At 56.9% G+C, this 20,789-nt stretch carries 16 protein-coding genes and 4 tRNA genes; 11 read left to right on the top strand and 9 right to left on the bottom strand.

The features are described from left to right. Positions 1 to 10: 10 nt before the first annotated feature. Genes Q0Y02_RS03000 through Q0Y02_RS02990 form a run of 3 tightly spaced genes read right to left on the bottom strand, consistent with a single transcriptional unit; the run spans position 11 to position 1,843 of the window. The gene (locus tag Q0Y02_RS03000) at positions 11 to 742 is read right to left on the bottom strand and encodes a UDP-2,3-diacylglucosamine diphosphatase (RefSeq protein ID WP_297764210.1); all 732 of its coding nucleotides are present in this window, start codon (positions 740 to 742) and stop codon (positions 11 to 13) included. Positions 743 to 744: 2 nt separating this feature from the next. Next, the gene (locus tag Q0Y02_RS02995) at positions 745 to 1,341 is read right to left on the bottom strand and encodes a peptidylprolyl isomerase (protein ID WP_297764208.1); all 597 of its coding nucleotides are present in this window, start codon (positions 1,339 to 1,341) and stop codon (positions 745 to 747) included. Between the two features lie 4 nt (positions 1,342 to 1,345). Continuing rightward, positions 1,346 to 1,843 carry a peptidylprolyl isomerase gene (locus tag Q0Y02_RS02990; protein WP_297764205.1) on the bottom strand — a complete coding sequence of 166 codons (498 nt, stop codon included), beginning with the start codon at positions 1,841 to 1,843 and terminating at the stop codon, positions 1,346 to 1,348. 161 nt (positions 1,844 to 2,004) lie between these two features. Between Q0Y02_RS02990 and Q0Y02_RS02985 the strand changes: the two genes are divergently transcribed. Further along, on the top strand, positions 2,005 to 3,687 hold the full coding sequence (locus tag Q0Y02_RS02985; RefSeq protein ID WP_297764202.1) for a glutamine--tRNA ligase/YqeY domain fusion protein: 1,683 nt from the start codon (positions 2,005 to 2,007) through the stop codon (positions 3,685 to 3,687). A 241-nt stretch (positions 3,688 to 3,928) separates the two neighbouring features. Here the strand turns inward: Q0Y02_RS02985 and folD are convergent, their stop codons facing one another. Beyond that, positions 3,929 to 4,774 carry a bifunctional methylenetetrahydrofolate dehydrogenase/methenyltetrahydrofolate cyclohydrolase FolD gene (gene folD, locus Q0Y02_RS02980; RefSeq protein WP_297764199.1) on the bottom strand — a complete coding sequence of 282 codons (846 nt, stop codon included), beginning with the start codon at positions 4,772 to 4,774 and terminating at the stop codon, positions 3,929 to 3,931. A gap of 243 nt (positions 4,775 to 5,017) precedes the next feature. On the opposite strand from folD, the gene Q0Y02_RS02975 reads away from it, so the two are divergent. The 10 genes from Q0Y02_RS02975 to Q0Y02_RS02930 all read left to right on the top strand — a co-directional run bounded on the left by Q0Y02_RS02975 (position 5,018) and on the right by Q0Y02_RS02930 (position 14,211). Beyond that, a tRNA-Pro gene (locus Q0Y02_RS02975) sits at positions 5,018 to 5,094 on the top strand. A gap of 26 nt (positions 5,095 to 5,120) precedes the next feature. After that, a tRNA-Arg gene (locus tag Q0Y02_RS02970) sits at positions 5,121 to 5,197 on the top strand. Positions 5,198 to 5,225: 28 nt separating this feature from the next. Further along, positions 5,226 to 5,301 (top strand) — tRNA-His (locus tag Q0Y02_RS02965). A 179-nt stretch (positions 5,302 to 5,480) separates the two neighbouring features. Continuing rightward, the gene (tig, locus tag Q0Y02_RS02960) at positions 5,481 to 6,794 is read left to right on the top strand and encodes a trigger factor (protein ID WP_297764196.1); all 1,314 of its coding nucleotides are present in this window, start codon (positions 5,481 to 5,483) and stop codon (positions 6,792 to 6,794) included. A 280-nt stretch (positions 6,795 to 7,074) separates the two neighbouring features. Beyond that, entirely contained in the window at positions 7,075 to 7,731 is a 657-nt protein-coding gene (gene clpP / locus Q0Y02_RS02955) for an ATP-dependent Clp endopeptidase proteolytic subunit ClpP (protein WP_297764193.1), read from the top strand. Between the two features lie 131 nt (positions 7,732 to 7,862). Then, positions 7,863 to 9,143 carry an ATP-dependent Clp protease ATP-binding subunit ClpX gene (gene clpX, locus Q0Y02_RS02950; RefSeq protein WP_035244193.1) on the top strand — a complete coding sequence of 427 codons (1,281 nt, stop codon included), beginning with the start codon at positions 7,863 to 7,865 and terminating at the stop codon, positions 9,141 to 9,143. 28 nt (positions 9,144 to 9,171) lie between these two features. Next, a complete protein-coding gene (gene lon, locus Q0Y02_RS02945) occupies positions 9,172 to 11,568 on the top strand; it encodes an endopeptidase La (RefSeq protein ID WP_297764187.1) in 2,397 nt (798 codons plus the stop codon). 185 nt (positions 11,569 to 11,753) lie between these two features. Beyond that, on the top strand, positions 11,754 to 12,026 hold the full coding sequence (locus tag Q0Y02_RS02940) for an HU family DNA-binding protein (RefSeq protein WP_035244197.1): 273 nt from the start codon (positions 11,754 to 11,756) through the stop codon (positions 12,024 to 12,026). 10 nt (positions 12,027 to 12,036) lie between these two features. Next, a tRNA-Asp gene (locus Q0Y02_RS02935) sits at positions 12,037 to 12,113 on the top strand. Positions 12,114 to 12,279: 166 nt separating this feature from the next. After that, positions 12,280 to 14,211, top strand: a complete 1,932-nt coding sequence (locus Q0Y02_RS02930) for a SurA N-terminal domain-containing protein (protein ID WP_297764179.1) — start codon at positions 12,280 to 12,282, stop codon at positions 14,209 to 14,211. Positions 14,212 to 14,295: 84 nt separating this feature from the next. Here the strand turns inward: Q0Y02_RS02930 and Q0Y02_RS02925 are convergent, their stop codons facing one another. The 5 genes from Q0Y02_RS02925 to Q0Y02_RS02905 all read right to left on the bottom strand — a co-directional run bounded on the left by Q0Y02_RS02925 (position 14,296) and on the right by Q0Y02_RS02905 (position 20,739). After that, complete coding sequence (locus Q0Y02_RS02925; protein WP_366516901.1) at positions 14,296 to 15,096, bottom strand: enoyl-ACP reductase; 801 nt, start codon at positions 15,094 to 15,096, stop codon at positions 14,296 to 14,298. Between the two features lie 135 nt (positions 15,097 to 15,231). Continuing rightward, entirely contained in the window at positions 15,232 to 16,806 is a 1,575-nt protein-coding gene (locus Q0Y02_RS02920; RefSeq protein WP_297764174.1) for a dipeptide ABC transporter ATP-binding protein, read from the bottom strand. After that, positions 16,803 to 17,846, bottom strand: a complete 1,044-nt coding sequence (locus Q0Y02_RS02915) for an ABC transporter permease (protein ID WP_297764171.1) — start codon at positions 17,844 to 17,846, stop codon at positions 16,803 to 16,805. Before Q0Y02_RS02915 ends, Q0Y02_RS02920 begins: the two co-directional genes overlap by 4 nt. Further along, on the bottom strand, positions 17,846 to 18,922 hold the full coding sequence (locus Q0Y02_RS02910; RefSeq protein WP_366516902.1) for a microcin C ABC transporter permease YejB: 1,077 nt from the start codon (positions 18,920 to 18,922) through the stop codon (positions 17,846 to 17,848). The genes Q0Y02_RS02915 and Q0Y02_RS02910 overlap by 1 nt, the downstream gene beginning before the upstream one ends. Continuing rightward, positions 18,922 to 20,739, bottom strand: coding sequence for an extracellular solute-binding protein (locus Q0Y02_RS02905; RefSeq protein ID WP_297764165.1), 1,818 nt, complete (start codon positions 20,737 to 20,739; stop codon positions 18,922 to 18,924). Before Q0Y02_RS02905 ends, Q0Y02_RS02910 begins: the two co-directional genes overlap by 1 nt. Between the last annotated feature and the right edge of the window lie 50 nt (positions 20,740 to 20,789).

The raw sequence follows: 20,789 nt of genomic DNA, 5'->3' as shown, positions 1-20,789 counted from the left end.
CTGTTCACTGTTAACTGATTTCAAAGCTTTCCAGTCTTAAGCCCTTCTCACTGTCCGCCACAATCTGCCACCCCAGCTTGCCCCAATCACCCAACACCCAGCGTTTACCCTGGCCGTCGGCCAGCTCCACGTCGTGGACGTTGGGGCGGTGGGTATGGCCGTGGATCAAGTGTTTGACGCCGGCGTCTTCCATGACTCGGACTACTTCATCCGGGGTCACGTCCATGATGTTTTCCGCCTTGTTGGCGTTGTTGCCCTGGCTTTGCATGCGCATGCCCTGGGCGATCATGCGGCGTTCCTCCAGGGGCTTGGCGAGCATCCCCTGTTGCCACTGGGGGTTACGGGCCATGGTGCGAAACTGCTGGTAGGCCGTGTCCAGGGTGCAAAGGCTGTCGCCGTGCATCAGCAGGGCGTGGGTGCCATACAGATCCACCACGGTACCTTCGTCAAGTAAAGTACCGCCACAGGCGGCAGCGAAATCGTCACCGAGCATGAAGTCCCGGTTGCCGTGCATGAAGTAGAGCTGGCTGCCGTTGTCGCTGAAGCTGCGGAAGGCGCTGATCGCCTCCTGATTGAACGGGGTGTCATCGTCGTCGCCGATCCAGGCTTCGAACAAGTCGCCCAGTACGTAGAGCGCCTCTGCCTTACCGGCGTGGGCTTCGAGCAGCTTGCCCAGGGCTTGGAGATGTTCCGGTCGGGCCGGGTCCAGATGCAGGTCGGAAATAAACAGGGTGTAGCTCATGGTCACTGTGCGCCTTTTTCTTCTTCGCCGGCTGAATCCAGGCGGTAGGCTCGGGTAATCAGAATGGGCACTTGCGGCACGTCCCGCGCCAACATGCCGTTGAGGCGCTGGCTGGTAGTGCGTTCACGGGCAATGTTGTCCACCACCGCCATGCCGTCTGTGACCTTGCCAAAGACGGCATATCCCCAGCCACGGGCATTCTTGCCTGAAAAGTCCAGGTTGTCATTGTCGACCAGATTGATGAAGAACTGGGCGGTGGCCGAGTGCGGGTTGCCGGTGCGGGCCATGGCCAGGGTGCCACGCTCATTGCTCAGACCGTTGTCCGCTTCATTCTGGATCGGTGAGCGGGTGGCCTTGCGCTGCCCGCTCTGGTCAAAGCCGCCGCCCTGGATCATGAAACCGCGAATCACCCGGTGGAACTGGGTGCCGTCGTAGAAGCCGTCATCCACATACTTGAGGAAGTTGGCGACGGTCTGCGGGGCCTTGTCTTCGTAGAGTTCCACGGTGACCGGGCCGGCAGAGGTTTCCAGACGAACCTGCGGGTTGGCGAACAGCAGGGTCGGTAACAGGGCGAGCAGGGCAGTGACCAGAACGCGCATGGGCTCAGTCCTCGATCAGTTCAGCGGATTCGATCAGTACCGGCTCCACCGGCACATCCTGGTGGCCGCCGCTGTTACCGGTGGCTACATTGCGGATTTTTTCCACCACGTCCATGCCGTCACTGACCGCACCAAAGACCGCATAACCCCAGCCGTCCTGGCTGCGTTCCTTGTCCAGGAAGTGGTTGTCGGCCACGTTGATGAAGAACTGGGCGGAAGCGGAATGGGGGTCCGGGGTACGCGCCATGGCGATGGTGCCGGCCTTGTTGGACAGGCCATTGCCGGCCTCGTTCTGGATGGTGTCACGGGTGGGCTTCTGTTGCATATCTTCGTTGAAGCCGCCGCCCTGGATCATGAAGTTGCTGATAACACGGTGGAAGATGGTGCCGTCGAAGTGGCCATCCTTGACGTATTGAGCAAAGTTCTCGGTCGTAATCGGCGCTTTCTCTGCGTCCAGTTGCAGGGTGATTTTGCCGTAGGTTGTTGTCAGCACCACTTTCATCAGGTTTTCTCCGCAAGATGGGCCTGGTTGGGGTTTTTGTTCCCGGGCTGGCCCTGAGTCTTTGACTGTTGGGGGGCGTACAGTACACTAGCGCACCTTCATTTTCACCGTGAGAGCCTGCCCATATTCAGGCTCTCTGCCTTCCGGACTGGCCAAGACCCATGAGCGAAACGAAAGCGCCCAGCAATTTTATCAGACAGATCATCGACCGTGACCTCGCAGAAGGTAAAAACGACGGCCAGGTGGTGACCCGTTTTCCACCGGAACCCAATGGGTACCTGCATATTGGTCATGCCAAGTCTATCTGCCTGAACTTCGGGATTGCCGAAAGCTATAACGGCAGTTGCAATCTGCGCTTCGATGATACCAATCCCGAGAAGGAAGAGGATGAGTACATCCAGTCGATCAAGCAGGATGTGCAGTGGCTTGGGTTCACCTGGAATGGTCAGGAGAAGTTTGCCAGCGACTATTTCGACCGGCTTTATGAGCTGGCTGTGGAGCTGATCCACAAGGGGGTGGCCTACGTGGATAGCCTGAGTCCGGAGCAGATCGCGGAGTACCGCGGTAATTTCACCACGCCAGGCAAGCCAAGCCCCTATCGCGAGCGCAGCGTGGAAGAGAATCTGGCCCTGTTCGAGCAGATGCGCAGCGGTGAGCTGGACGAGGGGGCGGCGGTACTGCGTGCCAAAATCGACATGCAGAGCGCCAACCTGACGTTGCGCGACCCGATTCTCTATCGGATTCGCAAGAAAGTGCATCATCAGACCGGTGACAAGTGGGTGATCTACCCCATGTACGATTTTACCCATCCGTTGTCCGATGCCATTGAAGGGATCACTCACAGCCTCTGTACCCTGGAGTTCGAAGAGCACCGGCCCTTCTATGACTGGGTCATCGAGCACACCTCCGTGCCGGCGAGCCCGCGACAGTATGAGTTTGCTCGCCTCAACCTGAATTACACGGTGACCAGCAAGCGCAAGCTCAAGCAGCTGGTGGATGAGGGGCATGTGGAAGGCTGGAACGACCCGCGTATGCCGACCATCTGTGGCCTGCGCCGCCGTGGCTATACACCGGCCTCATTGCGGACTTTCTGTGAATCCGTGGGCGTCAGCCGGGCGGATTCCGTGGTGGATATGGGGATGCTGGAAGCCGCCATCCGCGATGATCTGAATCAGCATGCCCCCCGCGCCATGTGTGTGCTGAATCCCTTAAAAGTCGTCATCGAAAACTGGGAAGAGGGCAAGGAGGAATCCCTGACCGCCCCGGTGCATCCACAGAACGAGACCATGGGAACCCGCCAGGTACCCATGACCCGGGAGATCTATATTGACCGGGAAGATTTTCGCGAAGAGGCCAACAAGAAGTTCAAGCGCCTGGTGCTGGGTGATCGGGTTCGCCTGCGCTATGGCTATGTGGTCCGTGCCACCGATGTGGTGCGTGATGACAGTGGCGAGATTGTGGAAGTGCGCTGTACCTATGACCCGGACACCCTGGGCAAGAACCCGGAAAATGCGGATGACCAGGGCAAACTGCGTGGGGTGATTCACTGGGTCAGCGCCAGCAAAGGCGAGCCCTGCGAGGTACGCCTGTACGACCGCCTGTTCACCGCCGCGAACCCCAACAAGACAGAAGAAGGGCAGACATTCCTGTCTCACATCAATCCGGATTCCTTGAGTGTACTGGATGGTTGCTGGGTAGAGCCGGGTCTGCGTGGGGTTCTGGCCGAAACCCGCTACCAGTTCGAGCGTGAGGGCTACTTCTGCGTGGATCAGAGCAGCAGCGCTGACAAGCTGGTGTTCAATCAGACCGTCGGTCTGCGTGAGTCCTGGCCCAAAGAGAGTTAATAATTAACAGTGAAGAGTTAATAGCTGCGAGATGTCGCGTGTTGTTGACAGAAAGCAAAGAGGCCGCGCCTAAGGTTTGGGTGCGGCTTTTTTGTGGGAGATTACATTTGCGGAACGCGATCGCCAGTAGGGCCGGGCGCCTGTTAGTGTTGTAGTGGCGGAACCGTTAGAGGCGCGAATTAGGCAGTAGTGGCGACCCAAAAGCCGCGACCATAATGAACGCGGCTTTCGGCTTGGTTGGTTAGCCCAGTGCTTTTTCGCCGGACTGCAGGGTCTGGAAAATCAGGGTGTTGATGGTCATGGGGCCGACGCCACCGGGCACCGGGGTATAGGCGCTCACCCTGTCCACCAGCGGGGCCAGTTCGATGTCACCACATTTTTCCGGGTGGAAGCCGGCATCGACGACCACAGCGCCATCCTTGATCCAGTCTGCCTTGATGAACTCCGGCTTGCCCACGGCGCCGACAACGATGTCAGCCTGTTTGACCAGGGCTGGCAGATCCTGGGTGCGGCTGTGGCAGATGGTGACCGTGGCATTGGCCTCCAGCAGCATCATGGCCATGGGTTTGCCGAGAATGGCGCTGCGGCCCACCACAACGGCGTGCTTGCCCTCCAGCTCCACCTGGTAATGCTCCAGCAACCGCATGATGCCCTTGGGGGTGGCGCAGCCGTAGGCGGCCTCGCCCATGCTCATGCGGCCAAAGCCCAGGCAGGTGACGCCGTCCACATCCTTTTCAAGGCTGATGGCGTCGAAACAGGCGCGTTCATCAATCTGTGCCGGCACCGGATGTTGCAGCAGAATGCCGTGTACATCCGGGTTGTTGTTGAGTTCGTCAATTTTTGCCAGCAATTGTTCGGTGCTGGTGTCGTCGCCCAGCTCAATGGCGACAGATTCCATTCCGACACGCTGGCAGGCGTTGCCTTTCATCTTTACATAGGTGGCAGATGCCGGGTCGGCACCCACCAGAATGGTGGCAAGAATCGGCGTGCGGCCGTCGGCCTTGGCTTTCAGGGCGTCGACGCGCAGGCGCATCTCCTGTTCAAACTGCTGGGCCAGGGTTTTGCCATCAAGAATCTGGGCGGTCATGTGGGCGGTCTCTCTGAAATTGACTACAATAGAGGGCGGCTTGGCGCGGTTGCGGTAATTGCAGCCTGCCGGGGGTAGCCGTGAACGGCGCGATTCTCGCACGCGCAGGCACAGCGCGCAAAAGTTGACTAAAATCTGAACGTTAGACATTTTTTTGCGTCGAACCCCGTTGACGCTCATGGGGGTGCCGAGTATTATGCGCGCCTCGCTTTCGAGCTTAGTCACTGACGCAGCTTTACAAAACGGGGTGTAGCGCAGCCTGGTAGCGCGCCTGCTTTGGGAGCAGGATGTCGGGGGTTCGAATCCCTCCACCCCGACCAGTTGGCTTGATGGCGGAAATCTGCAAGCGCCTGTAGCTCAACTGGATAGAGCAACGGCCTTCTAAGCCGTAGGTTGCAGGTTCAAGTCCTGCCAGGTGCGCCAGGCAGGAAAGAAAGCAGACAGTTTTATGGTGATTGTAGCTCAGTTGGTAGAGCTCCGGATTGTGATTCCGGCGGTCGTGGGTTCGAGCCCCATCAGTCACCCCATATTAAAAGCCTCCGGGATAGATCCCCGGAGGCTTTTTCGTATGGGCTTCAGGTACTGCTGAACAGCCAGGCTGTAGGCAGCGAAGCCCCCTTTGATTATAATCTCCGCCCTTCATTAGGCCGTCTTCGCGTTATTTCGGCGGCGGGCAGAGATAAAAGTCTTTTTTAAAGAGGATGTTATGCAGGTTTCTGTTGAAACGACTTCAGGTCTTGAGCGCCGTGTGACGGTGGGTGTACCCGCGGAAAAAGTGGACGTAGCAGTAGAAGGCAAGCTGCAGGAAGCCCAGAAAACGATCCGTCTGGACGGTTTCCGCCCGGGTAAAGTGCCCATGCGTGAAGTAAAGCGTCGCTTTGGCGGGGCCGTGCGTAACGAAGTGCTGGCTGACGTCATGCGTGAAGCCTTCATCGAAGCGGTGGAGCAGGAAAAGCTGCAGCCAGCGGGTATGCCGGGCTTTGAAGCCAAGACCAATGAAGCAGGCAAGGATCTGGAATTCGTGGCCACCTTCGAGGTGTACCCGGATGTCGAGCTGGCGGCTTTTGATTCCATCGAAGTGGAAAAGCCCCAGGCTGAAGTCTCCGACGCCGACGTGGACACCATGATCGAAACCCTGCGTCAGCAGCGCGCCGAGTTTGCCGATGTGGACCGTGCCGCCGAAACCGGTGACCGCGTCAACATTGATTTCAAAGGTCTGAAAGATGGTGAAGCCTTCGAAGGCGGTAGCGCCGAAGGGCAGAACCTGGAGCTGGGCTCCGGTCAGATGATCCCGGGTTTTGAAGATGGCATCGTTGGCCTGAAAGCCGGTGACGAGAAAGATATCGACGTGACCTTCCCGGAAGACTACCAGTCCGAAGAACTGAAAGGTCAGGCTGTGGTGTTCCAGATCAAGGTCAACAAGGTTGAAGGCAAGGCGCTGCCGGAAGTGGATGCCGAGTTCATGAAAGCCTTCGGCGTTGAGGATGGCGACGAAGCCAAATTCAAGGCTGAAGTGCGCAAGAACATGGAGCGCGAGCTGAAGAATGCGGTAACTGGCAAGGTGAAAGAGCAGGCGATGGACGGCCTGGTCAACCTGCACGAGTTTGATTTGCCGGGCGCCCTGGTCACCCAGGAAATCCAGCGTATGCGTCAGCAGATGATGCAGCAGTTCGGTGGTGGTCAGCAGTTTGATGCCTCCATCCTGCCGGATGATCTGTTCAAGGAACAGGCTGAGCGTTCCGTGCGTCTGGGCCTGGTGGTTCGCGCTATCCTCGACAAGCACGAGATCAAGGCCGATGCCGACAAGGTGAAAGCTCGTGTAGAAGAAATCGCCGAGCAGTACGAGAAGCCGGAAGAAGTGGTGAGCTGGGTTTACAGCAATCCGCAGCAGCTGCAGCAGATTGAAGGCGCTGTACTGGAAGAGCAGGTGGTCGACCTGGTTCTGGATAGCGCCAAGGTGGAAGAGAAAGCCATGTCCTACCAGGACGCGGTGAAGCCACGCGAGCAAGCAGAAGGCTGATTCTTTCCGCTTTTTGACAGCAAAACGGGGCCTTCTGGCCCCGTTTTGCGTTATTTATGCACAATTTGCGCAAGTTTTGCGCATTCAGACCCCGCCAACGCCCACTTTTATAGACGCCCCCCATACACCGTCATAAGATGCTGGAAGACCTGTTCGTCCGGCCTGCCTTGTTTTTGGCTATGTTAGCCCCCATTGCAGCATTCAGGATGAGGTCGGCCACCGCCGATACCAATAAATCGCAAGAACGTCCCCGGACGATCGACGAGAAGGAAAGCGCTACATGATCGACTTGAGCCGTATCAACTCCATGACCCCGGAAATGCAGCAACTGAGCAACGACCCGACCAATCTGGGTCTGGTGCCGGTGGTGATCGAGCAGACCGCCCGTGGCGAACGTTCTTTTGACATCTACTCCCGCCTGCTCAAAGAGCGGGTGATTTTCATGATCGGCCAAGTGGAAGACCACATGGCCAACCTGATCGTGGCCCAGATGTTGTTCCTGGAGTCGGAAAACCCGGACAAGGACATTCATCTCTACATCAACAGCCCGGGTGGCTCGGTAACGGCAGGCATGTCCATTTATGACACCATGCAGTTCGTCAAGCCGGATGTGTCCACCATGTGCGTGGGGCAGGCCGCCAGCATGGGCGCCTTCCTGTTGGCCGCAGGTGCGGCAGGCAAGCGCTATGCGCTGCCCAATGCGCGGATCATGATTCACCAGCCGCTGGGCGGTTTCCAAGGCCAGGCCTCGGATATCGAGATCCATGCCAAGGAAATTCTCAAGATCAAGGGACAGCTCAACAGCCTGTTGGCCCACCACACCGGCCAACCGCTGGAAAGGCTGGAGAAAGATACCGACCGCGACAACTTCATGGGCGCGGAGCAGGCACAGGAATATGGCATCGTTGACGCGGTGTTGCGTCAGCGTCCGGTGTAATTCGGTAACCTTCGTACAAAAAGTGTCCTAACGGAAGGCCTGAGAGGCCCGGCGGGCTTGAAAAAGCCCCCGTCTCCCTGCATTTTGAAAGAGACGCAAATACTCAAATACACAGGTTTAGAGGCGATTCAATGACCGACTCCACTGGCAAGGGCGACGACGGCAAGCTGCTGTACTGCTCTTTTTGTGGCAAAAGCCAGCATGAGGTCCGCAAGCTGATTGCGGGGCCCTCGGTCTTTATCTGCGACGAATGCGTGGATCTGTGTAACGACATCATCCGCGAGGAAGTGCAGGAAGACACCGGGGACACCGGCGGAGAAGCCCTGCCCAAGCCCAATGAAATCAAGGAAACCCTTGATGAGTACGTGATTGGGCAGGAGCGAGCCAAACGCGTCCTCGCCGTGGCGGTATACAACCACTACAAGCGCCTGCGCAGCAGTAGCAAGGGCCGTGATGAGGTGGAACTGGGTAAGAGCAATATTTTGCTTATTGGTCCCACCGGTAGTGGTAAGACGCTGCTGGCCGAGACCCTGGCGCGGTTGCTCAATGTGCCCTTCACCATCGCGGATGCCACCACCCTCACCGAAGCCGGTTATGTGGGTGAGGATGTGGAAAACATCATCCAGAAACTGCTGCAGAAGTGCGATTACGATGTGGACAAGGCCCAGCGCGGTATTGTCTATATCGATGAAATCGACAAGATTTCCCGCAAGTCCGACAACCCCTCCATTACCCGTGATGTGAGCGGGGAGGGCGTGCAGCAGGCCCTGCTCAAGCTGATTGAAGGCACCGTGGCCTCTGTCCCTCCTCAGGGAGGGCGCAAGCATCCCCAGCAGGAATTCCTGCAGGTGGACACCTCCAACATGCTGTTTATCTGTGGTGGTGCCTTTGCCGGCCTGGACAAGGTGATTCGCGAGCGTTCCGAGAAGGGCGGTATCGGCTTCTCGGCAGAAGTGAAGAGCAAGGATGATGCCCGTAACCTGGGTGAATTGCTGGTAGATGTGGAACCGGAAGACCTGGTCAAGTATGGCCTGATCCCCGAGTTTATCGGTCGTCTGCCGGTGATCGCGACCCTTGAAGAGCTCAGTGAAGAGGCGCTGGTTCAGATTCTCACTGAGCCACGCAATGCCCTGACCAAACAGTACGCCCGCCTGTTCGAGATGGAAGGCGTGGAGCTGGATTTCCGCGATGATGCCCTTCGCGCCGTGGCCCACAAAGCCATGGAAAGAAAGACAGGGGCCCGCGGTCTGCGCTCCATTCTGGAAAGTGTGCTGCTCGATACCATGTACCAGGTTCCTTCCATGGACTCTGTTGCCAAGGTGGTTATCGACAGTCCCACTATCAAGGGCGAATCCGATCCGTTGTTGATTTACGAGAACAACGAGCAGTCTTCCAAGGTGGCACCGGATTAAGGTGCCACCACGGCAATAGAGGCAATACGTGCTGAAAGATATCCCGCTTTTACCACTGCGTGACGTAGTGGTGTATCCCCATATGGTGATCCCGCTGTTTGTTGGCCGGGAAAAGTCCATTGCTGCGCTTGAAACCGCCATGGCGGACGACAAACAGATCATGCTGGTCGCCCAGCGCAATGCCTCTGACGATGACCCGGGTGCGGATGACATTTACCGGGTCGGCACCGTTTCAACCATTCTTCAGTTGCTCAAACTGCCCGATGGCACCGTCAAGGTGCTGGTTGAAGGCGGTCAGCGGGCCCACGTGGTCAAGGCCGAGTTCGGCGACCAGGGTGGTATCGCTGATGTGCGTGAGTTGGAAGAGGGGCTGCCCGATGAAGGGGAGCAGGAGGCTCTGTCCCGCTCGCTGCAGTCCCAGTTCGAGGATTACGTCAAACTCTCCAAGAAAGTGGCGCCGGAAGTCACCGGCTCTGTTTCCTCCATCGATGAAGTCAGCCGCCTGGCCGACACCATTGCCGCCCACCTGCAGTTGAAACTGGAAGAAAAGCAGGACGTGCTGGAAATGGTGGACGTGCGTGAGCGGGTTGAACACCTGATTGCGCTGATGGAATCCGACATTGATGTGCTCAAGGTGGAAAAACGCATTCGTGGGCGCGTCAAAAAGCAGATGGAGAAAAGCCAGCGCGAGTACTACCTGAACGAACAGATGAAAGCCATCCAGAAAGAATTGGGTGATCTGGACGACAGTGGTAACGACCTGGAAGATCTGGAAAAGAAAATCGACGGCGTGGGTATGCCCAAGGAAGCCCGCGAAAAGTCCATGAACGAGCTGAACAAGCTCAAAATGATGTCTCCCATGTCCGCAGAGGCGACGGTAGTGCGTAGCTATCTGGACTGGATGACATCGGTGCCATGGAAGAAACGCAGCCGAGTACGTCATGATCTGGCCCATGCCAAGGAAGTACTGGATCAGGATCATTATGGTCTGGAAGAAGTAAAGGACCGTATCCTTGAATTCCTGGCCGTACAAAGCCGCGTGGGCAAGGTCAAGGGCCCGGTGTTATGTCTGGTGGGGCCTCCGGGCGTGGGGAAAACGTCCCTGGGCCAATCCATCGCCCATGCCACCAATCGAAAGTTTGTCCGCATGGCACTGGGTGGTGTGAGAGACGAAGCCGAAATTCGTGGCCACCGTCGCACCTATATCGGTTCTTTGCCGGGCAAGGTAATCCAGAAGCTGTCCAAGGTTGGTGTCCGCAACCCACTGTTCCTGTTCGACGAAGTGGACAAGATGGGTATGGATAACCGTGGTGATCCGGCGTCCGCCCTGTTGGAGGTGCTGGACCCGGAACAGAATGACACGTTCAGTGATCATTATCTGGAGGTGGACTACAACCTGTCCGAGACGCTGTTTATCTGTACCTCCAACTCCATGAATATTCCGGCACCCTTGCTGGACCGTATGGAAGTCATTCGTCTGCCAGGCTACACCGAGGACGAGAAGGTCAACATCGCCCTCCAGTATCTGGTTCCCAAGCAGATCAAGAATAACGGTCTGAAAAAGGATGAAGTGGTTTTCGACGAAACCGTGCTACGTTACGTGGTCCGGCACTACACCCGTGAAGCGGGGGTCCGTGGACTTGAGCGTGAAGTCAGCAAGATTTGTCGCAAGGTAGTCAAGGAACACCTGTTGGCCGGAGAGAGCACCAGTGTCGTGCTGACCGAGGACCTGGTGGAACAATACCTGGGTGTGCGCAAGTTCAGCTTCGGCCGTGCGGAAGAAAAGGATCAGGTCGGGCAGGTTACCGGACTGGCGTGGACCTCCGTTGGTGGTGAGTTGCTGACTATCGAAAGTGTTTCCACTCCGGGCAAAGGCCGCGTAATCTCTACCGGCTCCCTGGGCGATGTGATGCAGGAATCCATTCAGGCGGCCTGGACGGTTGTGAAAAGCCGTGCTGGCACTCTTGGTATCCGTCGCCGCACCCTGGACCGTAACGACCTGCACATGCATGTGCCGGAAGGCGCCACGCCAAAAGACGGCCCCAGTGCGGGCATTGGCATGTGCACTGCCATGGTGTCGGTACTCACAGGTATCCCGGTGCGTGCCGATGTGGCCATGACCGGTGAAATTACCCTGCGTGGCCAGGTTCTGCCCATTGGTGGGCTGAAAGAGAAATTACTGGCTGCTCACCGTGGTGGCATCAAGACGGTATTGATACCGGAAGAAAACGAGCGGGATCTCAAAGAGATCCCGGACAATATCAAGTCGTCCCTGGATATCCGTCCTGTTAAATGGATTGACCAGGTGCTTGATGTGGCGCTGACTCATCAACCCAGCCCGCTGAGTGAAGCGGAACTGGAAGAGGATTTGGCGCTCGCAGAAGAGAAAAACCAGGAAGGCGCAAAGCGGCCCAGTACACACTAATGAGCCGGAATTGAAGCTTTTTAAATTATTGATCTATATGGTTTTTCATTTTTTTTAACTTGGGTGCGATGATACCTTTCCTTTCTTGACGCTCCTTATACCCGTTGGTATAAAGGCGGCTTGCTCAGGAGGAGAGTACATCACGCCTCGACCATAAAACCGGGAAAAACAGAAAGGGGAACTTTGTGAATAAGTCAGAGTTGATTGATGCGATTGCCGCTAGCGCGGATATTTCCAAAGCCGACGCAGGTCGTGCACTGGATGCTACTTTGGAAGCGGTTACTGGCGCCCTGAAAAAAGGTGACAGCGTTTCTCTGGTAGGTTTTGGTACTTTTGCTGTGAAAGAGCGCGCTGCTCGCGAAGGCCGCAACCCGCAAACTGGCCAGACCATTCAGATCGCCGCTGCCAAAGTACCGGGCTTCAAAGCCGGTAAGGCACTGAAAGACGCGGTGAACTAAACTGTTTGCTGGAGCGGTAGTTCAGCTGGTTAGAATACCGGCCTGTCACGCCGGGGGTCGCGGGTTCGAGTCCCGTCCGCTCCGCCAGTTTGAGGAAGCGCAGCCGTAAGCGGGTGCGCTTTTTTCCGTTTAGGGGAACCTGTGGTAAAAATTGCGGTTCTCACATAACAATATCGAATTCGACAGTTTTCACCTGAAGCCATGCTGAAGTCACGGTTCCAGGTTTTAATAAGAGTCCCTACGGAGTATTTTCATGCAGGAGTTCAGACGGTTTGTCCGCGGTCCCGTGGGCAAGGTCCTGCTTGCCGCGATTATCCTTCCTTTTGTCATTTCCGGTTTCTATGGCTATTTCACCGGTGGTGGAAGCGGGGATGTGGTTGCCGAAGTAGAAGGCAACAAAATCACCCGCAGTGTGGTCAATCAGCGCGTGGAGCGCGTTCGTGACATGCTGCGCCAGCAGAGTCCGAATATGGACCCGTCCATGCTGGATTCCTTTGTTCGCCCCGAAATGGTGCTGGAAGGACTGATTAACGAGCAGCTGATTCTTGCTGCAGCGCAGAATGCCAAACTGGCATTCAGCGAAAAGCAGGCCGCCCGCGATATTTATCAGGTCCCCCTTTTCCAGGAGGATGGCAAATTTTCCGAGACCCGGTTCGAACGGGAGCTGCGTAGCCGCGGCTTGACGCCACAGGGTTATATCCAGGGCCTGCGTCAGGACATGCTCAAAGAGCAGTATCGCTCCGGTTTCATGGCAACCAATTTTGCGTTGCCGGCGGAACTGCAAGAGCAGCGTCGGCTGGGTGAACAGGTTCGTGACATTCGCTATGTGACGCTGGACCTGAACGGTCTGCGTAGCGATTTTGTCGTCAGTGATGAAGACATCAAGGCTTACTACGATGAAAACCAGGCGGAGTTCATGCGTCCGGAAGAATTCCGGGTCGCCTATGTGAAGCTGACAGCGCAGGACTACACCGACCAGGTATCCGTGAGCGAGGACGACGTGGCTGCGGAGTACGAAGTGCGCCGCTCCATCATGGAAGAATCGGGTGCTACTACGGCGCGCAAAGTGGCCCATATTCTCGTCGAGATCAATGGCGACAGAGATCTTGAACAGGCTCAGACCCGAGCTACTGAAGCCGCACAGGCAATTGCCGCCGGTGAGTCCTTTGCCGAGGTGGCTGAGCAGTATTCCGACGACCCTGGCTCAGCCGGTGCCGGTGGCGATCTTGGTGTGGTATCCAAGGGCGCATTGCCTGAAGAGATGGAAGAGGCGATTGCCAGCCTGGAGCCCGGTATGGTTTCCGATCCGGTTGTGACCGATGCCGGTGTGCATCTGATCAAGGTATCTGATGTTGTCCGTGAGCAGGATTTGCCAACACTGGAGGAACTGGCCGAGCAGATTCGTGCAGATCTCAAGCAGGGCCGCGCGGAAACGCTGCTAAATGAAGATGTGGCACGTCTGGAAGAGCTTCTCTACGAACACAGTGACATGACTGTTCCCGCCGAGCAGGTTGGCATCGATGTAGTCACCACCGACTGGGTCTCCCTGGCGTCGCTGCCTCAGCCACTGTCTGCGCGTCAGGTGCAGCAAGCGCTCAACAGTGACCAGGTTCGCAAGGATCGCCACAACAGCGATCTGATCGAGACGGCTCCTGGTGAGTACCTGGCCGTCAGTATCCTCGATGACAAACCGGCGGAGCCGTTACCGCTGGAAGATGTCTCCTTCGCAATTCGCGAACGCCTGAAGGGCGAGCGAGCTGCTGACAAGGTGCAGGAACTGTCTGCGCAGGCCGAAGAGAAATTGCAGCAGGGCGCAACCCTGGATGAGATCGCCGCCTTGTTTGAGGCCGGGATTGAAGAGCAGGAAGGTCTTCAGCGTGGCGGGGCTGAGCCGTCCATGGAAGTGGTCAACGGCGCCTTTGCACTGCCGAAGACGGCGGAAGGGGAAAGCTCTGCCATTGAGCTGACTCGAGTGGGTGACGGTTCCCTGGTTGCCTATCAGGTAACCCGTGTGGAAGACGGTAATGCCGAACCCCTTTCCGATGCGCAGCAACAAGCCGCGCTCCTGGAGCTGGGAAATATCGAAGGGCAACGTAACTTCCGTCAGGTGGTTGCCTTGTTGCGTGACGAAGGCGATGTGGATCTCAATCCGGAACGCCTGAGTAGCAGTTCTGCCGATCAGTAATCAGCGGCAGAAACAAAAAAAGCTCACCATTGCTGGTGAGCTTTTTTTTTGCCGCAATTCCGGTTGCGGGATCGTCTTCTGGTTTTACTCGTTTTCAAGCTCAAAGGGCATGGATACCGTGCTGGCACCGGCATCCACATAGGTGATTTCGCCGGTGATACCGGATGCCAGGTCAGAGCACAGGAAAGCAGCAACATTCCCCACTTCCTCAATGGTCACATTCCGGCGTAACGGTGCCTTGGCGGCGTTGTAGTCAAGCATGCTGCGGAATTTCTTGATGCCGGATGCCGCCAGGGTGCGGATGGGCCCGGCGGAAATCCCGTTCACACGAATGCCGTCAGGCCCCATGCTGGAAGCCAGATAACGGACAGAGGCTTCCAGGCTGGCCTTGGCCAGGCCCATTACGTTGTAGTTGGGCACGGTCTGACGCGCGGCATGGTATGTGAGTGTCAACAGAGAGCCATTGCGGTTGGCCATCATCTGACGCCCGGCCTTGGCCAGGGCAACGAAGCTGTAGCTGGAAATGTCATGGGCGATGCGGAAGCCTTCGCGTGTTGCCACTTCCGCAAAGCTGCCATCCAGTTCATTGCCGGGAGCAAACCCCACAGCGTGGATAATCCCATCGAGTCCGTCCCATTGATCGCCCAGCGCTGTAAATACTGCCTCGATCTCTTCATCACTGACGACATCGCAGGGGTAGCACAGTGTTTCGTTGCTGCCATAGCGTTCCGCCGCTTTCACGACACGGCTTTTCAGTTTTTCGTTCTGATAGGTAAAGGCCAGCTCGGCGCCTTCACGGTGCATGGCTTCGGCAATACCGGTAGCAATGGAGCGGTCACTGGCGACGCCGACAATCAGGTAGCGTTTGCCTGCTAGAAATCCCATGGTCATCCCTCGTGGTTCTGGTTATTCCGATTGGTGGCCAACATAACGACTGGGCTAAGTATAGGCAAATAAACCGGGTTTGACGCCTTTTCACAGACTGACAAATGCAACGGTGTGTTTCCCTGCGGCTTCTGTTCAGGCAAAGGCGGCAGACATCAGCTTATGCGTGTAGCTGTGTTGTGGCTGGTCGAAAATAGCGCCTGTATCGCCTTGCTCAACCACCTTGCCATCCTTCATGACCATCACCCGGTGACAGATGGATCGTATGACTTTCAGATCATGGCTGATAAACAGATAGCTGAGATCATGTTTCTTTTGCAGGGATTTCAGCAGTTCCAGAATCTGGTATTGCACACTGCGGTCCAGGGCTGAAGTGGGCTCGTCCAGGATAAGCAGCTCAGGTTCCATGATCAGGGCACGAGCAATGGCGATACGCTGTCGCTGACCGCCGGAAAACTCATGGGGGTAACGATGTCGTGCTTCCGCTGGCAGGTCGACTTCTTCGAGCATCTGGGTAACTTTGGCATCCCTTTCCTGTGGAGTCAGACTGCCCGCATGCACGGCGAGACCTTCCGCCACGATCTGGCCCACGGTCATGCGCGGATTGAGACTGCCGAACGGGTCCTGGAAGACCACCTGCAGTCGGCTACGCCAGCCACGCAGCTGCCGGTGGTTCAGTTGTCGCAGATCGGTGCCATCCATGAGGATCTGGCCCTGGCTTTTTACCAGGCGTAACAATGCCAGCGCCAGGGTGGATTTCCCCGATCCGGATTCGCCGACAATGCCCAGGGTCTCGCCGCGCCTGACGCATAGATCAATCTCATCCACGGCGCGCATCAAGGGGGCAGGGGAGAACAGGCTCTGACGCTTTTCCTTGAAGGTCACTGCCATGGCGTTGGCTTCCAGCAGCAGCGGTGCATTCTCCGCCAGTGGTGGCATCTGGCCACGGGGCTCCGAACCGATCAGGTGGCGGGTGTAGGCTTCCTTGGGCTCTGCCAGCACCTGTGCGGTGGGGCCGGCTTCCACCTTCTTGCCGTGGTGCATGACCAGGATGTCATCGGCAAAGCGGCTGACCACCGCCAGATCATGGCTGATCAGCAGGATCGACAGGTTCAGTTCGTTCTGCAATCGCTTGATCAGTGTGAGAATGGTCTCCTGAACGGTCACGTCGAGAGCGGTGGTGGGCTCGTCGGCGATCAGGATCTGCGGATCGTTGGCCAGGGCCATGGCAATCATTACCCGCTGGCGCTGGCCGCCACTGAGCTGGTGTGGATAGCGCCCCAGCATTTCCTTGGTGGCAGGCAGTTCCACCTGGCCGAGTAACTCCAGGCAGCGCGCACGGGCCTTTGCTCGGCTCATACCCTGATGAACAAACAGGCTTTCGCTGATCTGTTTTTCCACCGTATGCAGAGGATTCAGGGCCGTCAGCGGCTCCTGGAAAATGGTGCCGATACGGCCGCCGCGCAGGGCGCGCTTGCGGTTTTCCGTGAGCCCGAGCAGGTTTTCACCATCCAGGGTCAGGGTGTCAGCGTGCCAGCTGGCACTATCCGGCAACAGATCAAGCATCGACAGGGCGGTCAGAGACTTGCCGGAGCCGGACTCACCGACCAGCGCCAGCATGTGGCCGGGTTCCAGATCCAGGGACAGGTTATCTACGGCCACATCCTGGCCTAATCGAATGGTCAGACCACGCAGGGATAGGAGGCTCATTGCAGAAACTTCCTCGTGTCGAAGGCATCACGGACGGCTTCGCCGATAAACACCAGCAGGGTCAGCATGACCGTGAGCGTGGCAAAGACGCTGATTCCCAGCCAGGGAGCGTGCAGATTGGCCTTCCCTTGACCCACCAGGCGGCCCAGGGATGGCGCATCCGGCGGTAGACCGAAACCAATAAAGTCCAGGGAGGTGAGCGTCACCACGGCACCGTTGAGAATGAAAGGCAGGAAGGTGATGGTGGCAACCATGGCATTGGGCAGCATATGGCGGAACATGATCACCGGTGTGCGCACGCCCATGGCGTGGGCAGCGCGCACATAATCCATATTGCGACAACGGAGAAATTCGGCTCGCACCAGATCCACCAGTGTCATCCAGGAAAACAGCAGCATGATGATCAGCAGGGTCCAGAAACTGGGTACCACGAAGCTGGAAATAATGATGATCAGGAACAGGATCGGCATGCTGGACCAGATTTCCAGAAAGCGTTGTCCGGCCAGATCCAGCCAGCCACCGTAGTAGCCCTGAATGGCACCAATAATAATGCCGACGATGCTCGAAAACAGCGTCAACATCAGCCCGAACAGCACGGAAATCCGAAAGCCATATATCAAGCCCGCCGCTACATCGCGGCCCTGATCATCGGTGCCTAACCAGTTATCCGAGGAGGGCGGCGCTGGTGCAGGCTCACTCAGGTCGTAGTTGATAGTGTTGAAGCTGTAGCGAATCGGTGGCCAGAGAATCCAGCCTTTGTCTTCGATCAGGTCTTTTACCACGGGGTCACGGTAATTGGCTTCTGACTCGAAAAAACCGCCAAAGGTGGTTTCCGGATAGGCATTGAATACCGGGGTGTAGAGGTCGCCGTCATAGTGGACCAGCAGGGGCTTGTCGTTGGCGATGAATTCCGCACCCAGGCTGAGGATAAACAGCACCAGGAAAATCCATAACGACCAGTAGCCCCGCCGGTTGCTGCGAAAAGCCTGCCACTGGCGGGCCGAGACCGGATTGCTGAAACGCAGGGAGGATAAAGCCATTAGTTGTCCCTCCGCTCAAAGTCGATACGCGGGTCCACCCACATATAAGTCAGATCACTGACCAGTTTCAGCAGCAGGCCGATCAGGGTGAAGATGAACAGGGTGCCGAACACCACCGGGTAGTCACGATTGATCACTGATTCAAAGCCCAGCAGCCCGAGGCCATCCAGGGAAAAGATGAATTCAATCAGCAGTACACCGGTAAAGAACATACTGATAAAGGCGGCGGGAAAGCCGGCGATGATGATCAGCATGGCGTTGCGGAACACATGGCCGTAGAGCACCTGTTTCTCACTCAGCCCCTTGGCCCGGGCGGTTTGCACATACTGCTTGCGAATTTCGTCCATGAAGGAGTTTTTGGTCAGCATGGACAAGGTGGCGAAGTTGCCGACCACGATGGCGATGGTGGGCAGGGTAATATGCCAAGCGTAATCGATAATCTTGCCGAACAGGGTCAGTTCATCAAAATTGTCCGAGGTGAGGCCGCGAAGCGGGAACCACTCGAAATAGGAGCCCCCGGCAAAGAGTACGATCAACAGTATGCCCAGCAGAAAGCTGGGAATGGCAAAACCGATAATGATGGCGGTGCTCGACCAGACATCGAAACGCGAGCCATCTCTCACTGCCTTGTGAATGCCCAGAGGAATGGAAATCATGTAGGCGATCAGGGTGCTCCACAGGCCCAGAGAGATGGACACCGGCAGGCGCTCTACAATCAGTTCGGTGACGGAGCGGTCCCGGTAATAGGATTCACCGAAATCAAAGCTGAAATAGTTTTTGATCATCAGCCAGAAACGTTCGTGGGCGGGCTTGTCGAAGCCGTACATCTTTTCGATGCGCTCCACCAGCTCCGGGGGCAGGCCCCGGGAGCCACGGTATTCACCGCCACTGACGGTGTCCGCACTGCCGCCGGCAAAACTGCTGCCGGTGCCGCCGCCACCGATGCCCTGCAGCTCCGCCAGGGTCTTTTCCACTGGCCCGCCAGGCGCTGCCTGTATCACCAGAAAGTTCAGCAGCAGGATGCCGAACAGGGTAGGGAGAACCAGCAGCAGCCGTTTGGCAATGTAGTAGCGCATCATTTCGCTGTGCTATCCCACCAGGTATCCAGGGCCGCATCCATGCCAACGTAATTGCCAAGTTCCGGGTGCCGCAGGCGGGACTGGTAGGCGAGGCGGTATTGGTCCGAATACCAGTTGAAGACACTGTAATGCTGCCACTGCAGCACCCGGTCCAGGGCCCGGCAGCGGGTGATCAGTTCTTCACGGCTCTGGGCTGCGACGATCTTGTCCACCAGCGCATCCACAACCGGATTCTTGATGCCGATCAGGTTGCGGCTACCGGGCTGGTCGGCAGCCTGGGAAGACCAGTATTCCTGCTGTTCATTACCCGGTGAGCTGGATTGCCCCATGCGATAGACAATCATGTCGAAGTCGAAATTCTGGATACGCTCCACCCACAGGGACGAATCAACCTTGGACACGTTGGCCACAATGCCCAGTGCCTTCAGGTTACGGGAGAAAGGCAGAACGATGCGTTCAAAAGCCGGAGAGCTGAGTAGAAACTCGAAGCGAACCGGTTTGTTGTCCGGGGTGTAAAGCTGGCCGTCACGGAGCTGATAGCCGGCTTCCTTGAGCATGATGGATGCTTTACGCAGGTTCTCACGGGGTCGACCGGAGCCATCGGTTTTGGGGGGCTGGTATTCCTTGTTGAAAACCGCTTCCGGCAGTTGCTCCCGGTAGGGTTCCAGCAATGCCAGCTCCGCTTTGGAAGGTAAGCCAGTGGCGGCCATTTCGGAATTATCAAAGTAGCTACGATTCTGTTTGTACTGTCCGTAGAACAGATTGTCATTGGACCATTGGAAGTCAAACGCGTATCCAATCGCTTCTCTCAGGGTCTCATCCTGGAATAATTCCTTGCGCAGATTGAAGATGAAGGCCTGTGCCCCCCAGGGGTTTCCATGGCTGACTTCATCGGTAACAATCTTGCCGTTTTCAAAGGCCGGGCCCCGGTAAGCGGTGGCCCAGAGCTTGGAATTGTTTTCATGGCGCCAGTCATAACGGCCACTTTTGAAGGCTTCCAGCGCGGCGGTTTCATCAAGATAGTAATCATAGATGATGCGATCGAAGTTGTTTCGTCCCTTCATCACAGGTAACGATTGCGCCCAGTAATCCTTGCGGCGCTGGTAAACCACTTTCTTGCCGGGTTTCGCTTCGGCCAGGGTGTAAGGGCCTGACCCTAGGGGAGGCAGCATGCCATCCTTGTCGAATTCCCGGTCTTGCCAGTGGTGCTTTGGCAAAATGGGGAGCTGGCCGATGATCAGCGGCAATTCCCGGTTGTCACTGGCCTTGAAATGAAAGGTCACGGTGCGCGGATCGTTGATTTCCACGCGTTCAACAGCTGCGTAGTAGTAGCTGTAGAAGGGTTTGCCTTTCTTCATCAGGGTGTCAAAAGTCCAGGCCACATCGTCAGCCTGCACCGGTTCGCCATCGGCGAAACGCGCCTTCTCGCGCAAATGGAAGCGCACCCAGCTGCGGTCATCCGGCCATTCAATGCTTTGCGCCAGCAATCCGTACTGGGTGAACGGTTCGTCTTCACCACGCACGGTGAGTGAATCGTACAGGTAGGAGTTGTCCAGATACGCCATGCCGGCAGCGGCGCGACCCTTGGAGACAAAGGGGTTGAGTGAGTCGAAGCCGCCAATCACATGAAGGCGTAGTTCGCCGCCTTTGGGCGCGTCGGGATTGGTGTAATCAAAGTGCGAGAAGCCAGCGGAATACATGGGCTCGCCATGCATGGCAATGGCGTGGCTCTTGTGGATTTCGGCATGTGCCAATGCTGTGAACGCACACAGCCCAACAAACAGCCCACGCAGCACAGTGCTGTGAATGGCCATAATGACTCCTTTTTTCATGCGGCACGCTCACTGGCAACATGCACGGCCTG

Source organism: uncultured Alcanivorax sp. (assembly GCF_947258575.1).
In the GTDB taxonomy this organism is placed as follows: domain Bacteria; phylum Pseudomonadota; class Gammaproteobacteria; order Pseudomonadales; family Alcanivoracaceae; genus Alcanivorax.
The sequence above is the reverse complement of the archived record's forward strand: the minus strand, read 5'-3'. Positions and strand labels throughout refer to the sequence as shown.

Excerpts from the sequence above, each read along its gene's own strand:
- Q0Y02_RS03000 (WP_297764210.1), bottom strand. The coding sequence starts at position 742 with ATGAGCTACACCCTGTTTATTTCCGACCTGCATCTGGACCCGGCCCGA.
- Q0Y02_RS02995 (WP_297764208.1), bottom strand. The coding sequence starts at position 1,341 with ATGCGCGTTCTGGTCACTGCCCTGCTCGCCCTGTTACCGACCCTGCTG.
- Q0Y02_RS02990 (WP_297764205.1), bottom strand. The coding sequence starts at position 1,843 with ATGAAAGTGGTGCTGACAACAACCTACGGCAAAATCACCCTGCAACTG.
- Q0Y02_RS02985 (WP_297764202.1), top strand. The coding sequence starts at position 2,005 with ATGAGCGAAACGAAAGCGCCCAGCAATTTTATCAGACAGATCATCGAC.
- folD (WP_297764199.1), bottom strand. The coding sequence starts at position 4,774 with ATGACCGCCCAGATTCTTGATGGCAAAACCCTGGCCCAGCAGTTTGAA.
- tig (WP_297764196.1), top strand. The coding sequence starts at position 5,481 with ATGCAGGTTTCTGTTGAAACGACTTCAGGTCTTGAGCGCCGTGTGACG.
- clpP (WP_297764193.1), top strand. The coding sequence starts at position 7,075 with ATGATCGACTTGAGCCGTATCAACTCCATGACCCCGGAAATGCAGCAA.
- clpX (WP_035244193.1), top strand. The coding sequence starts at position 7,863 with ATGACCGACTCCACTGGCAAGGGCGACGACGGCAAGCTGCTGTACTGC.
- Q0Y02_RS02930 (WP_297764179.1), top strand. The coding sequence starts at position 12,280 with ATGCAGGAGTTCAGACGGTTTGTCCGCGGTCCCGTGGGCAAGGTCCTG.
- Q0Y02_RS02925 (WP_366516901.1), bottom strand. The coding sequence starts at position 15,096 with ATGGGATTTCTAGCAGGCAAACGCTACCTGATTGTCGGCGTCGCCAGT.
- Q0Y02_RS02920 (WP_297764174.1), bottom strand. The coding sequence starts at position 16,806 with ATGAGCCTCCTATCCCTGCGTGGTCTGACCATTCGATTAGGCCAGGAT.
- Q0Y02_RS02915 (WP_297764171.1), bottom strand. The coding sequence starts at position 17,846 with ATGGCTTTATCCTCCCTGCGTTTCAGCAATCCGGTCTCGGCCCGCCAG.
- Q0Y02_RS02910 (WP_366516902.1), bottom strand. The coding sequence starts at position 18,922 with ATGCGCTACTACATTGCCAAACGGCTGCTGCTGGTTCTCCCTACCCTG.
- Q0Y02_RS02905 (WP_297764165.1), bottom strand. The coding sequence starts at position 20,739 with ATGGCCATTCACAGCACTGTGCTGCGTGGGCTGTTTGTTGGGCTGTGT.